The organism is Alkalihalobacillus deserti (genome assembly GCF_020734105.1).
GTDB lineage: Bacteria > Bacillota > Bacilli > Bacillales > Bacillaceae_D > Halalkalibacter > Halalkalibacter deserti.
The window spans coordinates 1-15424 of record NZ_JAJAFR010000024.1 but is presented as its reverse complement, the minus strand read 5'-3'; the positions used below and the strand labels follow the sequence as shown (position 1 = coordinate 15424).

General features: G+C 38.4%; 14 protein-coding genes. 10 read left to right on the top strand and 4 right to left on the bottom strand.

Features of this window, described 5'->3' with window-relative positions:
- Nucleotides 1-508 precede the first annotated feature (508 nt).
- Both LDX58_RS22540 and LDX58_RS22535 read left to right on the top strand, forming a co-directional pair.
- On the top strand, nucleotides 509-874 hold the full coding sequence (locus LDX58_RS22540; protein ID WP_227939638.1) for a Na-translocating system protein MpsC family protein: 366 nt from the start codon (nucleotides 509-511) through the stop codon (nucleotides 872-874).
- A 220-nt stretch (nucleotides 875-1094) separates the two neighbouring features.
- Nucleotides 1095-3458 carry an FdhF/YdeP family oxidoreductase gene (locus LDX58_RS22535; RefSeq protein ID WP_227939636.1) on the top strand — a complete coding sequence of 788 codons (2364 nt, stop codon included), beginning with the start codon at nucleotides 1095-1097 and terminating at the stop codon, nucleotides 3456-3458.
- A 243-nt stretch (nucleotides 3459-3701) separates the two neighbouring features.
- On the opposite strand, the gene LDX58_RS22530 is transcribed toward LDX58_RS22535, so the two are convergent.
- Nucleotides 3702-4604, bottom strand: coding sequence for a DMT family transporter (locus LDX58_RS22530; protein ID WP_227939634.1), 903 nt, complete (start codon nucleotides 4602-4604; stop codon nucleotides 3702-3704).
- Between the two features lie 457 nt (nucleotides 4605-5061).
- Between LDX58_RS22530 and glpK the strand changes: the two genes are divergently transcribed.
- The 3 genes from glpK to LDX58_RS22515 all read left to right on the top strand — a co-directional run bounded on the left by glpK (nucleotide 5062) and on the right by LDX58_RS22515 (nucleotide 9259).
- Nucleotides 5062-6555, top strand: coding sequence for a glycerol kinase GlpK (gene glpK, locus LDX58_RS22525; RefSeq protein WP_227939632.1), 1494 nt, complete (start codon nucleotides 5062-5064; stop codon nucleotides 6553-6555).
- 207 nt (nucleotides 6556-6762) lie between these two features.
- On the top strand, nucleotides 6763-8436 hold the full coding sequence (locus LDX58_RS22520) for a glycerol-3-phosphate dehydrogenase/oxidase (protein ID WP_227939630.1): 1674 nt from the start codon (nucleotides 6763-6765) through the stop codon (nucleotides 8434-8436).
- 316 nt (nucleotides 8437-8752) lie between these two features.
- A complete protein-coding gene (locus LDX58_RS22515; protein WP_227939624.1) occupies nucleotides 8753-9259 on the top strand; it encodes a ferritin in 507 nt (168 codons plus the stop codon).
- A 163-nt stretch (nucleotides 9260-9422) separates the two neighbouring features.
- On the opposite strand, the gene LDX58_RS22510 is transcribed toward LDX58_RS22515, so the two are convergent.
- Together LDX58_RS22510 and LDX58_RS22505 are read right to left on the bottom strand one after the other, a co-directional pair.
- A complete protein-coding gene (locus LDX58_RS22510) occupies nucleotides 9423-9863 on the bottom strand; it encodes a Dps family protein (RefSeq protein WP_227939622.1) in 441 nt (146 codons plus the stop codon).
- A 145-nt stretch (nucleotides 9864-10008) separates the two neighbouring features.
- Nucleotides 10009-10692 (bottom strand): B3/B4 domain-containing protein, encoded by a 684-nt coding sequence (locus LDX58_RS22505; RefSeq protein ID WP_227939620.1) that lies wholly within the window; start codon nucleotides 10690-10692, stop codon nucleotides 10009-10011.
- Between the two features lie 71 nt (nucleotides 10693-10763).
- Between LDX58_RS22505 and queG the strand changes: the two genes are divergently transcribed.
- From queG to LDX58_RS22480, 5 genes are all read left to right on the top strand, one after another.
- A complete protein-coding gene (gene queG / locus LDX58_RS22500) occupies nucleotides 10764-11903 on the top strand; it encodes a tRNA epoxyqueuosine(34) reductase QueG (RefSeq protein WP_227939618.1) in 1140 nt (379 codons plus the stop codon).
- A 71-nt stretch (nucleotides 11904-11974) separates the two neighbouring features.
- The gene (locus tag LDX58_RS22495) at nucleotides 11975-12505 is read left to right on the top strand and encodes a methylated-DNA--[protein]-cysteine S-methyltransferase (protein ID WP_227939616.1); all 531 of its coding nucleotides are present in this window, start codon (nucleotides 11975-11977) and stop codon (nucleotides 12503-12505) included.
- Nucleotides 12506-12802: 297 nt separating this feature from the next.
- Nucleotides 12803-13678 (top strand): amidase domain-containing protein, encoded by an 876-nt coding sequence (locus LDX58_RS22490; RefSeq protein WP_227939614.1) that lies wholly within the window; start codon nucleotides 12803-12805, stop codon nucleotides 13676-13678.
- Between the two features lie 188 nt (nucleotides 13679-13866).
- Nucleotides 13867-14340 carry a tRNA (uridine(34)/cytosine(34)/5-carboxymethylaminomethyluridine(34)-2'-O)-methyltransferase TrmL gene (gene trmL / locus LDX58_RS22485; protein ID WP_227939612.1) on the top strand — a complete coding sequence of 158 codons (474 nt, stop codon included), beginning with the start codon at nucleotides 13867-13869 and terminating at the stop codon, nucleotides 14338-14340.
- Between the two features lie 314 nt (nucleotides 14341-14654).
- On the top strand, nucleotides 14655-15212 hold the full coding sequence (locus LDX58_RS22480; protein WP_227939610.1) for a DUF5366 family protein: 558 nt from the start codon (nucleotides 14655-14657) through the stop codon (nucleotides 15210-15212).
- A 63-nt stretch (nucleotides 15213-15275) separates the two neighbouring features.
- Here LDX58_RS22480 and LDX58_RS22475 read toward each other — a convergent pair.
- On the bottom strand, nucleotides 15276-15424 hold a 149-nt coding region (locus LDX58_RS22475; RefSeq protein ID WP_227937813.1), incomplete at its 5' end, for an IS3 family transposase.

Sequence of the window (15424 nt, the reverse complement as noted above, 5' to 3'; positions counted from 1 at the left end):
GAAAAGATTTAAGTGGCCTGAAAAAAGGCAGTGGCTACCCTCGTCATTTAGAGTATAACTTAGAAATCGAGTCCTAGAAATCTATTGAAAAATAAAAGAAAACAAGCTATGATTTAAATGTATTCATAAATTTGTAACATTTAAGATCAGAGATAGCGAACCTGTCGTCAATTTTATCTGTTACATAGTTGTTGTAAGCGATTTCTATTAGGTTGATAGCAGCGTATCCTGCTTGAAACTAATCGTCGCGCTTTTGGAGATAAGTATACTTATTTTTGGTATGTTGTATTCTTTAGAAGACTAGCGTCGATTTTTTTGTGTATAGAGAAAAAGAGAAAGTGAAAGAAACGGTAAAACGAAGTGAAGGATTTAGCTAGTTAAATGGAAAATGGTGTTACTCCAACTACTTCTTAAAAGTTCATCAAACAAGCTCTAACCACTAAGAACCATTGCATAACATTATTTGTTTGATACACTAAAAGTAATAAGAAGTAAGTGAGGGTAAAAAATGAACAAATATGAAGCCGAATTTAGTAATCTCGTTCGCTCATTTCGAAAAAAGCATATGGGCAAAGGACCTAGCAAGGTGAGTACAACGTTTTGTAAAAATTGGGCGATATGTGAGATGGAAGGCAATCTTTCTCCTGTTGAGAAATTTATTGCAACAGCTGATGAAGGAAGGCAGATGCTCAGAGCCGCTCGTACGGAAATGGTAAAAGACATGTATCGAAAAAATCCACCAGCGGAAATGGAAGAATTCTTACAATGTAAGTTTTTACATCTGTTCGTGGATATTGATATTGATCGTGACTTCGGTATGTCGATCTTTGTGTTTGACGAAGACATTGAAGAAAAATTCACATTAAAAAAATAGTTTGGTTCTGGCACTTGGTAGCGATCCTGCAAAAGACTAAACCACCGGATTATCTCTAGTTTTGCTAGGGATGAACGGTGGTTTTTTTTATAGAAAATGTTTGAAAAGTTGGTTTTTACCTTTTTGAACAATTTCGAAGCAATGAGCTGAGCCATCCATTACATTTCCAACATGTATTAGCTTATTTATTCATAAACATTATAAAAGAGGAGTGACTCAAATGGGTAAAACAAAACACACGGGACCGATTAAACTACCTAGTATGCCAGATCCTAAACTTTGGGCAAGTAAGGTGCCATTTGGTTTAGGTAAAGTAAAACCTAAGCATATTAGAGAAACGATGAAGGTCGTTTGGAATAATAAAGATAATTTAAACTACGCGAAAAACATCATTACAAAAGGCGTTTGTGATGGCTGTGCGCTAGGGGTTGCTGGTCTATATGATCAAACACTAGCAGGGCCTCACGTTTGTACAACTCGTTTAAATGTTTTACGTCTTAATACAATGCCAGCGATGAAAGAGGAAATCGTCCATGCAGATATTGATGAGCTACGTAAATATACGAGTGCAGAGCTTCGTGAACTTGGACGTGTTCCATATCCACTTATTCGAAGACCAGGAGAACGGAGATTCACTCGGATCGAGTGGGATGAAGCAATCGACATAATTGCAAATAAAATGAAGAAGTTAGATCCGAAAAATTATGGTTTCTTCTTAACATCAAGAGGAATTACAAACGAGTCCTATTATGTAGCGGCAAAGGTAGCTAGATTCTTAGGAACGAATAATATTGACAATGCGTCGCGGATTTGTCATTCTCCATCTAAAACAGCGCTGAAGCGTTCTGTTGGGATCGGGGCATCGAGTTGTAATTACAAAGATTGGATCGGCTCTGACGTCATTGTATTCTGGGGTTCTGTTGCAGCGAATAACCAACCAGTCTCAACTAAATATATGTACGCCGCTAAGCGTAAAGGCACGAAGATTATTTGTATCAACCCTTACCGCGAGCCAGCAATGGAAAAGTATTGGATTCCCTCTGTTGGAGAGTCAGCTTTATTCGGCACGAAACTTGCAGATGATTTCTATCAAGTTAATATCGGTGGAGATATCGCCTTTATGCATGGTATTATGAAGCACTGGTTTGAAATGGAAGAAGTTAAGCCAGGCTCTGCTGTTGATCATCATTTTGTACAAGAACATGTGAATGGCTATGGTGAATTAAAAGACAAAGTACAAGAACAATCTTGGGATACAATCGTTGAATCAGCGGGTGTTACTAAAGAAAGAATTGGTGAACTAGCACAAATCCTAGCACATAGTAAATCAGGTGTATTTGTTTGGTCGTTAGGCCTGACAATGCATACATTTGCTTCAGATAACATCTCGCAAGTTGCAAATCTAGCTCTACTCAGAGGCTTCTTAGGCCGTGAACACTGTGGAGTCATGCCAATACGTGGCCACTCTAGTGTGCAAGGAAGTGGAGAAATGGGAGCTGATCCATTCGTCCTTCCGGGTGGAGACTTTGAACCTAATAACATTGAGAGAATAGAGAAACTCTGGAATTTCGAAGTACCTAAATGGCAAGGCGATGTACTAGGTGTTTCACTAGAGAACTGCTTATTACCAGAGGACCATGAGAGAAAGATTAAAATGTATTATTTATCTGGTGGTAACTTCTTAGAAACGATGCCTGATCCTACTTTTGTTGAGAAAGCATTATCAGAGCTTGAGGTTCGCGTTCACCAAGATATCATTTTTAACACATCAACATTAGTAGATGCGAAAGAAGCCGTTATTGTTCTTCCTGCCAAAACTCGTTATGAGCAAGACGGCGGTGGAACATCAACATCAACAGAACGAATGGTTTACTTCTCTCCAACGATTGAGGGTAATAAGCAGATTGTCGAAGAAGCTCGTTCTGAATGGGAGATCTATATTGATCTTGCGAAGCGAGTTAACCCTGAAGAAGCTTATTTAGTTGATTTTAAAGATGGGCAAGCCATTCGTGATGAGATTGCAATCGCGAATCCAAATTACGAAGGTGTTCAACACCTTAAGAAACAAGGCGATGTTTTTCAATGGGGTGGAGCTTGGTTATGTGAAGATGGAATTTGTCCAACACCAGACGGCAAAGGAAATTTAATTCCAGTTGATATTCCAGATCTAAATAAAGTCGATGGAGATTTTTATATAACGACAAGACGCGGTAAACAATTTAACTCGATGGTTTATAGTGAGCATGATTCTTTTAACGGATCCGACCGTTATGATGTGCTAATGAATGAGGAAGATGCAAAAGAGTTGAGTATTACAGAGCGTGAGTTAGTGGTCGTATACAATCAGCATGGTGTATTCACAGGAAAAGCGAGATTTGTTGATATTGCTAAAGGAAATCTAGAGGTCCACTTCCCAGAAGGAAACTTCCTACTTCCAAAAGGAGTTTACGAGAAGTTTTCGAAGATTCCTAGTTATAATGTGGCTGTAAAAGTAGAAAAAGCAGAGCGCTTTAATGCCCGCAAGGATACACAGTATTTAGAAAAGCCTACTGATGATGATTTAGAGATGTCAGCAGAAGGTTAATAGGTAGAGAAAAACACTGTGATTTTTTCATCACAGTGTTTTTCTAGGTGGGTTTGATGTTAAAAGTTGCTCAGTATTGCGTGTTACCCCATCCGCAAGCATTTATAGTTCACTGCTAAACTTTATCTAATGCTGACACTAGCTCTAATCTAATCTTCAACATAAAAAGAAGGAAGGTGACTATGTCTAATAATCACTTTTATAGCCGCTTTATCTGTGGAAGCGGATGGTAACCACACAAAATCACGACGCTTTCTCCATCATACTTACATGACTTCTCTTCCCTAACACACTCACGATCATCACACCAGAAAGCGCAATAACACCACCAATGATTGAAAGTGTGCTTGGTAATTCCTGTAGCCAAATTAAAGCGACGACGATCGCCACAGCTGGTTCTAAGTACATCATACTGCCAACACTACTAGCGTTACTTAGCGATAAGGCAATGCCCCAAGTGACATAAGCAATACCCGCTGGAAAAATACCAGCATAGATCGCAGATAGATGGGCTTCTAGTGTTGCGTGTTGCAACGTCTCAAAAAGTCCAGGAGCAAAGAAGAGAAATGGGATTGTGCCTACCCATGTAAAATAAGCTGCTAATTCAATCGGTCTATAGCGCTGGAAAAGCGGTTTCTGGAATACAAAAAATACCGAGGTCGCAATGGCAGCTATTAAAACCAAAAAGACTCCTTCATCTAGCGTAAAAGATGGTCCAGTTGTGCCCAATGTAATCGTGAAAATCCCCACGAAACCAATAGCAAGCCCAGCCCAACCTATCATTCCTAAGCGTTCTTTTAGAACAATGACTGCAATAATTGAAGTGAAGATCGGCGCTGATCCGATCAGCATACCAGCGGTACCAGCAGAAATCGTTTGCTCTCCAAACGTGACCCCGATGTGATAAATACTAATTCCAATAAATCCAAGGATGAAAATTTTAAGAAGATCTTCTTTTTTCGGTAAACGAAATTTCACACCCGGCCATAAGGCATACGTTGCAAATAATCCCGATGCGATCAAATAGCGAACGAGGACCAAATGACCGGCAGAATAGCCACCATGTAAACTAGCACGAATAGCTGCAAACGTAGACCCCCATATTATAATGGTTATGAATGCCAATATAAAAGCCTTTCTACTCAATGTAATCCCCCCAAACCATTTTCCTAACCTTAAACCTAGCATATTGGATAGGGGTTGTCACCAACCGCAATTTGACAAGGGGGGCTGGATTCCCCCTATAATTATTGTCAAATTGGTGGTACTTTTATCAAAGCATCTCTAGTTGGTGCATGACTGCCCATATTGGAAGCAGACAAATGATATTGAACCGAAATTATTGCCTATTGCAGGGAAAAATGATGATTCAGGTTAAGCGTACCCTTGGATTCCAATCGTAGGGACAATCATTGGTAGTGGGGACTAGGAACAACAGATTATGATACTCTTTTGGAAGGAATCAATTCATTGAATTTATGAATTTTTATCATGGTAGTTGTTGTACTATTGTATATATGTACAAGGGATGAGAAGAGATCAAGTTGAACTATAACAACAATGATATGAGGCAGAAACTCAGCTTAAATCAGGGGGAGTAAGCATGAAGAAAAAATATATTCTTGCTTTGGATCAAGGAACAACGAGTTCGCGAGCAATCCTATTCGATCAAGAAGGAACAATCATTAGCACTGAGCAAAAAGAAATTGAACAAATCTTCCCTAAACCAGGGTGGGTAGAACATAATGCTAATGAGATCTGGGCTTCTATTCTTGCTGTTATTTCAGGCGTGATGTTAAAGGCAAATGTAGATCAGAAAGAAATAGCTGGGATTGGCATAACCAACCAACGTGAAACGACAGTGGTTTGGGATAAACACACAGGAAAACCGATCTACAATGCCATTGTCTGGCAATCAAGGCAAACAGCTGATATCTGTGATGAACTAAAAGAAAAAGGTTACGAGCAAATAGTTCGTGACAAAACAGGGTTACTAATTGATGCCTATTTTTCTGGAACAAAAGTTAAATGGATTCTTGATCACGTAGAAGGAGCAAGAGATAAAGCAGATAAAGGTGATCTTCTATTTGGAACCGTTGATACCTGGTTGATTTGGAAGCTTTCAGGCAGGGAAGCTCACGTAACCGATTATTCAAATGCTTCAAGAACGCTGATGTATAACATTTATGATTTAAAGTGGGATGACGAGTTACTTGCGATGCTTGATGTACCGAGACAGATGTTGCCAGAAGTTAGACCTTCCTCTGAAGTCTATGGTACGACCGTTGATTACCACTTTTTTGGGCAGAACGTTCCAATCGCTGGTGCGGCGGGAGACCAGCAAGCAGCTTTGTTTGGGCAGGCTTGTTTTGAAGAGGGGATGGCAAAGAACACTTATGGAACAGGGTGTTTCATGTTGATGAATACAGGTATGAAAGCGGTTAAGTCAGAGCATGGATTATTGACGACGCTTGCTTGGGGTATTGATGGGAAGGTGGAGTATGCACTGGAAGGAAGTATATTTGTCGCAGGTTCTGCAATCCAGTGGTTACGTGATGGATTGAGGATGTTTAAGTCGGCAGAAGATTCGGAGTCCTACGCCCAAAGAGTAACATCAACAGAAGGTGTCTATGTCGTACCAGCGTTTGTTGGACTAGGAACTCCTTACTGGGATAGCGATGTAAGAGGGGCTGTTTTCGGACTAACACGTGGATCGGAAAAAGAACATTTTATTAGAGCAACACTTGAGTCATTAGCCTATCAAACGAAGGATGTGTTAACCTCCATGGAAGCCGACTCAGGCATTTTAGTTAAAACCCTTCGAGTTGATGGTGGAGCGGTTTCCAATAACTTCCTCATGCAATTTCAAAGTGACATGTTGGGAGTTCCAGTTGAACGGTCTCAAGTGCAAGAAACAACAGCGCTTGGGGCCGCTTATTTAGCGGGACTTGCAGTAGGCTTTTGGAAGGATAAAAAGGTGATTAAGACGCAGTGGGCCCTTGATCATCGCTTTGAAGCAAGCATGGTGAAAGAGGAACAAGAGTCCCTATATAACGGCTGGAAAAAGGCTGTGAAGGCTGCTCAAATGTTTAAGTAGGTCTTGAAAAATAATGAGAAAAGGATATAATTGTAAGTAAGTTAATCATTCGGTCAGAGATTTAAAGAAGACCACAACACTCTTTTAGCAAATATTGTTATAGGGCTGTTGTGGTCTTTTTTCTCCAAAAGCTGCTATTTTATTATTGATATCTTTTTTGGAGGTTTTATTTATCTCACTTACACCTACATTTAAGGGGAGATGAAAATGGGGAATTTTTCTAGTTTTAATCGTCAAACAAAATTAGAAGAAATGAGTAAGAATACATTAGATTTACTTGTGATTGGTGGAGGGATTACCGGAGCTGGGATTGCTCTTGATGCGCAAGTAAGAGGGATAGATACAGGATTAATTGACATGCAGGATTTTGCTGGGGGTACATCAAGTCGTTCAACGAAACTGGTTCACGGAGGACTTCGCTATTTAAAACAATTTGAAGTAAAGTTGGTCGCTGAAGTGGGCAAGGAACGAGCCATCGTCTATGAAAATGCACCACATGTAACAACACCAGAGTGGATGCTGCTCCCGCTGATTAAAGGTGGTACTTTCGGGAAGTTCACTACTTCTATTGGGTTAAGAGTTTATGATTTTCTAGCCGGCGTTCGAAAACATGAACGTAGAAAAATGTTAAGACGAAAAGACGTTTTAAAGAAAGAACCATTGGTTAGAAGAAAAGGCTTAAAAGGTGGAGGTATCTATGTTGAATACCGAACTGATGATGCTAGGTTAACGCTTGAAGTTTTAAAGGCAGCGGTCGCAAGAGGAACAAAGGCCACAAATTACACGAAGGCTGAGGGTTTTATTTATAAAGATGGAAAGGTCGTGGCCGTTAACGTGAAAGACCTCTTATCTGGGAAGACGTATGCTATTTATGCCAAAAAGATTGTAAACGCCGCAGGCCCTTGGGTGGATAGGCTTCGTAAACAAGATGGTTCTAAACAAGGAAAGTATTTGTATCTAACAAAAGGTGTTCATCTCGTCATTGATCAAAGTCGCTTTCCCTTGAAGCAAGCTGTTTATTTTGATACGGAAAAGGATGGTCGAATGATTTTTGCCATTCCACGTGATGGGAAGACTTATGTAGGTACGACAGATACATTTTATAATGAAGATATTGTACATCCTAAAATGACAGTAGCAGATCGGGATTATATTACCGATGCTGTCAATTACATGTTTCCGACCGTAAAACTAACAGCAAAGGATATTGAATCAAGCTGGACTGGGTTGCGTCCGCTTATTCACGAGGAAGGAAAGAGTGCTTCAGAAATTTCAAGGAAAGACGAAATCTTTTTTTCAAATACAGGTCTCATTTCTATTGCAGGTGGAAAGCTGACCGGATACCGAAAAATGGCTGAGCGCATTGTCGATTATGTCGCAAAAGACTTAGGAAATAGAAAGACTTGTACAACTGATCGTATTCCATTATCAGGTGGAAAAGTAGGAGGGTCTTTGACATTTGAAACATTTGTAACGATTAAGACAAATGAAGGAATCGTTCTAGGGCTCTCTAATGAAGAAGCAGAACGAGTAGTAAGATTATATGGTTCTAACATTGATCAGGTGTTCGAGTTCTTGCGTACGAATAAACGAGAGGCCATTCAACATCGTTTACCGGCCCTGCTTTTAGCTCAGTTGCAATATGGGATGGAAGAGGAGATGGTTTCTACACCCACCGACTTTTTTAATCGCCGGACGGGAGCTCTCTTCTTCAATATTAATTGGGTGTTTAAATGGAAAGACGCAGTGACTGATTATATGGCAAAAAAGAACAATTGGACGCGTGAAGAAAGAGACCGACATTTAAATGACTTAAAGACCGAACTTCATTTCGCCCAAAATCCACTTGATGCAGAACAAAATCAAAGTAAGGTAGGATAGTTAACGATCTAACAATAGGAGTTATCACTGTGACAACTCCTATTTAAAAATCAGTTATAAAAATTATTGATCTTATGGTCTAACTAATAAATCACCCTTTAGAATATTTTCGATGCTAACAAGGAAAGAATGTGTAAAAAGGGTCACGAAAAAAATGTTAAATAAACGTTTGATTAAAAGAGCTTGTTCAAAAAGGTTAGTTTGTTAAAACTATGCTTGAGCAGCGAACCAAATTAGATATATTTTTATGGTTTTTTAGAGTATCCAATTTGGGAAGTGTTATAATATTGATATACTTTAGGTAAAGGGTGATGATATGCTAGGTGATAAATTATTAAAAGGGCTAAATGATCAAATGAATTTTGAATTTTATGCGGCACATTCTTATTTAGCTATAGCTGCTTATTGTTCGGCAGAAAGTTATGATGGCTTTGCTAATTTCTTTTTGGTACAAGCAGAAGAGGAACGCTTTCATGCTATGAAATTTTATGATTTTATTAATGCACTAGGGGAAAGGGCTACGATTCGAGAATTAGCAGAACCTAATAATGAATTTAATTCAATTCTTGATGCCTTTGAAAAAGCCTTGCTACAAGAAAAAGATGTTACGAAGAAAATCTATCATTTATCGGATTTAGCTCTTGATGATAGAGAACATGCGACAATCAACTTCCTAAAATGGTTCATTGAAGAACAAGTTGAAGAAGAGGACATGTTTGATAGTATTATTCATAAACTTAAGCGTATAGATGATGATAGTAATGCATTTTTTATGTTAGATGAGGAATTCTCGAAACGCAGTTTCACACCAAAAGCTGAATAAACAAAAGCAAGAAAGAGGACCATCACGGAAAGAGTCGTGTGATCCTCTTTTTTATAGGGTGAAAGAGTGAATACAGCGTAGGTTTCAAGGCAGTATGAGAGCCTAATTAAAGAAAGCTGCAACTCCTCTCATTGCTTCTAAGAAAAGACCGCTCTGCGTTTTTTTATTTTAAGAATGAGCGAAGCATCCAGTTATGCTTCTCTAACGATTGGTGAATAGCTAGTAGCATGTCTGCAGTCGTTTCATCACCAAGTGAATCAGCGGCTTCCATACCTTCCTTTAATTCATCAATTAATGTATTGAAATCTTCTACAAGTTCGCCTACCATTGCCTCAGCATCTTGACTGCCGCTAGCTTCTTTTACAGATGCAGTTTCTAAGAACTCCTTCATTGTTGCGACAGGATGTCCTTTAAGTGCTAAAAGACGTTCAGCTAGTTCATCAATATGTGTAGACGCTTCGTTATAAAGCTCTTCGAACTTTGCATGTAGGGTGAAGAATGATGGTCCTTTTACGTACCAATGATAATTGTGTAGCTTGATAAATAAAACACTCCAGTTAGCAATTTGTTTGTTTAAGATTGTTGGGACTTTTTCTTGATTCATAGGATAACCTCCTCAGTTTCTTTCATTTTACTATTTCCCATTTCAAGAAAATTATAAACCGAAACAGTCTTTTTGATGTGATGAAAATGTGGCAATTACTCAATTCGCTAAACAAGTCTATGTCAAAACTCACTTATGCCAATGGTTACCAATTGTGCTTACATGTGACAATTTTATGGATGAAGTTCCCACCATGAATTTGCGTGAACATTTTACCTGCTGCCTGAACTAATTTAAATGTCTCTTCCGTTTCCATTGATGGACGTAAGTAAAAAAGATGTAGGGCAGATGTTGTCTCAGCTGTTACTTTTGTACGGAGAGAGTCAACTATAGGGCTCCCAAAAGCTCCTTTGGAATCTGCGCTCACTAATTTACCAATCATGTCATTTACCCTTCCATTTACCCCTTCATAGGAGTCGCTTTCGTTTCCTAGGCGAAGAGTGACATCTCCTTTGATCTTATCAAAGTCGTAAATGCCCAAGGGAATACTGTATTGCAATGAAAAGAATGTATTTAAGTCAACCGCAGAATGAACGAGTGGTAATGGATTTCCTTGTTTAATTCGTCTTATAAGGGCTTCATGAGAAGGACGATATCTTCCAGGGTTTATTCCTAACGCTTTAAATGTTTGACGCCATTCGGCAATGCCTTCAAATTCTGTTATTTCTTTTGTGTCGAGTTCGAGCCTTAATGTTTCTTGAAAAAATTGTAAACGCCCCTTTAACATTTGAGGTGAATCGCTAATCACGATATTATGGTACAGGACACCCCCTATTTTAAATTGAGGGACACTAGATGAAACGGATTCATCTATCGATATGTTAACCATGGGTAGAACCTCCAAATACATGTTTTTTTTAATTATAGCATAACAAAAGGTAGAAGAAAGGTGGTGAGCCTATGGCACTTGCCCAGTTAAAGGATGAGCTTATTGCATATAGTAAAACAATAGGAGTCGATAAAATTGGTTTTGCATCAGCTGACCCGTTTGTACAATTAAAAGATCGGCTGCTTACTCAGCAAGAATTGGGGTATCAATCTGGTTTTGAGGAACCAAATATAGGGAAACGAGTTGAACCTGAGAAGCTGCTTCAAGGAGCTAGGACGATCATATCGATTGCACTCGCTTATCCTTCTAAATTGTCGAATCCTCCTAAAAGCACGAAAGAAGAACGGAGAGGGATTTTCTGTCGTGCTTCATGGGGCAAAGATTATCATGATGTTTTAAGAGAACGCTTGAAAAAGATTGAGCAGTTCTTACAAGAGCATGCTCCAGAAGCTAGAACGATTTCAATGGTTGATACAGGAGAACTTTCAGACCGTGCTGTTGCAGAGCGCTCAGGGATTGGCTGGAGTGGGAAGAACTGTGCGATTATCACACCGGAATTTGGAAGTTATGTGTACTTAGGAGAGTTAGTCACAACCATTTCCTTTGAACCAGATACTCCTATTACCGAACAATGTGGAACGTGTACGAAATGTATTGATGCATGTCCTACTGATGCGCTTATACAGGGAGGACAATTAGATTCGAGTAAATGTATAGCTTTTTTGACACAAACAAAAGATTTCCTACCAGATCAATATCGCAAAAAATTAGGGAATCGACTTTATGGTTGCGATACCTGTCAACAAGTGTGTCCAGAAAACAAAGGAAAAGATTTTCATCTACATCCTGAAATGGAGCCAGATCCAGAAATTTCTAAACCTAAATTAATTCCATTACTAACGATGAGTAATCGAGAGTTTAAAGATAAGTTTGGGCATGTATCTGGTTCATGGCGTGGGAAAAAGCCGATTCAGAGAAATGCCATTATTGCACTTGCTCACTTTAAGGATCGGCAAGCACTACCAGTTTTAATGGATTTATTAAAAAAGGATCCGCGCCCTGTGATTAGAGGTACAGCTGCGTGGGCCATTAGCGTAATTGGAAGCTTAGAAGAGAAAGAACTGCTTAATCAGGTGAAAAATACAGAAAAGGAAGAAGAAGTTCTTCGAGAGATCGAAAAAGGGCTGAAAATCCTTGAAAATAAGCATTAGTTCTCTAGCATAAATTTGGATTGATAATGTAAGATAAGGAAAAGATTGGACAATCGGAAGGAAGGGATTACATGACAGCGCAAATCACTCATTATGTCAAGGAAATGAATAGTCCCGTAGGTAGACTTACGATCGTTGCAACAGACAAGGGCGTTTGTCATATTCATTTTGGAGAACTAGTTAAATGTATGGCATCATTAAAAGCCTGGTTAAAAAAACAAGGTAGAAAAGGTGAAGTTGTTCAATGTGACGAAACGCTGAGGCCTATCTGTCAGCAATTAGAAGAATATTTCTCAGGTGAAAGAAAAAACTTTGATGTATCTTTAGATTTATGCGGAACGGAATTTCAAAAAAAGGTTTGGAATACGTTAAGTGAAATCGAGTATGGAGAAACGAAATCATATAAAGAGATTGCACAAAGCATTGGAGCTCCTAAAGCCGTTCGAGCGATAGGGGGAGCTAATAACCAAAATCCAATCCCTATTATTATTCCATGTCATCGTGTGATTGGGAGTAATGGAAACATGGTAGGGTATGGTGGTGGATTAGATAAAAAGGAACTTCTGTTAAGTCTAGAAGGCGCTATTGAAAAGATCTCGTAGGTAAGAGTGACTGTGTCACTCTTTTTTTTGTGAGAAATACTATAAATTCGAATGATTCAGGATGAGTTTGATAAGGGGGAAAGCCTACGCGAAGAAAAGAGCGCTCTGGGGGTTTCCTTTTAAAAGAGGGGGTGTATTAAAACTCTCTTGATGTTGATGTTCGACAATAAACGCATGAATTGGATTAATAAAGACTGTACTATTGAACAAAAAATGACGGTATTTCCACTTAAATCTCTCCCATTTCTAAATGCAGTCTGCTTTGCATAGGTTTTAAGTGGAGGGGGGAAGTGAAAGATGAGGGAGAAAGTAGTAAAGCAACTACATGAACACATTGAAAGAAGAAATAAGCAATTTGTAGAAATGAGTAGAGAGGGGGAGATAGATGAATTAGTTGATAGAAAAAAAAACATGCATAAAGACAGAGGAGCAGAAATCGTCAGAGTATCTGTACAAGGAGATATTATTCGTTCAACTAGTTTAGATAATCAGTTATTAGTTGATTATTGCATACGAAATGAATTTTTAATTCAGATAAAAAATCAACTATATATAGAAGAAGAAAGAGAAAATCGTAGAGCTATATTTACAAATGAAGAGTTGATTGAAGATGGGTTGCATCAAAGTTTTGAGGAGGAACGAGGGTCAGTTATTCAGGCGGCTACAAGAATGAATCAACGTGACCGTTCAAGAGCTTATAATCGATTAGAAGCGGTTAAATACGCTGAACGTTGGTGGGATGATTACAACCCAGAGTATCGAAAGTTTACAAATAACTGTACAAATTTTATTTCACAATGCTTATACGCTGGTGGTGCAGAAATGACGGTACATTCTAATCGCGCCAAAGGATGGTGGTATCGTTCTGACAACTGGAGTTTTAGTTGGGCAGTTGCTCATGCCTTTAGGTGGTATTTAAGCGGGGCTCAGAATGGATTGCGTGGAGTAGAGAAAGAAAGTGCGTCAGAACTTCAGTCTGGTGACGTTATTTGCTATGACTTTGACGGAGACGGTCGGTGGCAGCATTCAACCATTGTCGTCGCAAAAGACCCAAATGGGGAGCCTCTCGTCAACGCCCAGACATCAAATAGCCGAATGCGTTATTGGAAATATGAAGATTCCACTGCGTGGACTCCAAATATTAAATATAAATTTTTCCATATTATAAGTTAACTTTTGGGATGGCTCAAAAATAAACTACTGCCTTAGCTACAAAGAATAGTTGTCAGTTGAGGAGTAGAAAACTTAGTAAGAGTCATCCTTATTAGATTTATTCTTTCAACGAGAGGTGATATAATGAATTTTGTCGTAGGGATAATGCTTTACGGACAAAGAATTAAAAGAAATTGAGGTGTATGCACGTGGGCTTACATATCGTGCTTTATCAGCCAGAAATTCCTGCTAATACAGGAAATATAGCTAGAACATGTGCGGGAACGAATACAACGTTGCATTTAATTCGTCCTCTTGGTTTTTCGACGGATGATAAAATGCTCAAAAGAGCGGGTTGTGATTACTGGCCAAGTGTTTCGATTAAGTATTATGATTCTATGGACGAGCTGTTTGCCTCGTATCCTGAGGGTCAATTTTATTATATAGAAACAGTGGGAACAAAAAATTATAGTGAGTTTGATTACTCGGATGAAGTGGTTGATCATCTATTTGTATTTGGCAGAGAAACAACGGGTATTCCACAAGACATTATAGAAAAGAATAAAGATCGATGTTTTCGAATCCCCCAAACAGAGAAAATTCGTTCTTTAAATGTATCAAATACAGCAGCTATTGTGATTTATGAAGCTATTCGTCAACAAGGCTTTCCAAACTTAACTTGACAAAAGAAATCGACCATCTCTAATGAGTATGGTCGATTTCTAAAAAAGTTATAAAGAGGTTCCAATTAGTTCTTGTGCGGATTGTCTTCGTAACCTGCAGTGAAAATTGCAGTGAAAAAAACAATGCTAACAGCAAGGATGAGTAATGTACCCATGTTTATTCCTCCTTGTCACAAATCATAAATTCATTATAAAGCAATTCGATTAAGAAAGAAATGAAAAGAACATAATTGTGAAGGAATAGTCAAATTTAGTTTCAAGCATGGAGCTAGAAATAAATCAAAATAGTAAGAAAAGAATGGGAGACCTCTCAGTTGACAAATCGCTATATCACAAGTCACTTTCCACTTGTATCCATCCTTTTGTATAGCCTAGCATTTGCTATTTTTTTTCAAGGCTTTATATTAAGTCAGTTGGTTGATTTAGGGATCTATAATGGAATGAGGGAATTTATATCAGAAAGCGGAATTAAACTAACGTTGCTTTTTTTGTTGCAATTATTCTTTTTTATGGTATTGTCGGCGTTGAAATTAATCTCAGATACAATAATTGAACTCTCGATGTTGTTTTTCTCAAAGGATGAAGAAGGCAATGAATTGAATAAGGTAAGGGCAGGATCATGGATTTATCTTGTCTCAAGTATTCTTGCCCTTTTACTAGCTCAGAACGTTTTATTAATTGTTGTTTTGTTTCTCGTAGCAAGTTTAAGTTATTTTATTTATCTTGTATATAAGATTAGTAATATCTTAACTCCAGTAGGATTAATTGGTTTTATCTTTTTTCAGGTAATCTTTTGGAGTGTGTTTATACTGGCAGTCATTCTAGCATTAGTAAAACTGTATAACAGTTTTATAGCTAGTTTGCCGTTTTAGATAAAAAAGAGCAATCGCTCCCCATTAATGGAGGGTGGTTACCCCTAAAAGTTAGAGTTTTTATTATGCAGCTGATTGGCTGGGTTGAGTTCGGTATTCGACTGGACTTAAACCAGCCAATTTTTCTTTTGATCGTTCATGGTTGTACCAGTAGATATATTCTTCAATCCGTCTTTTTAATTCTTCATAGTTTACTAATTCTTCCCCATAAT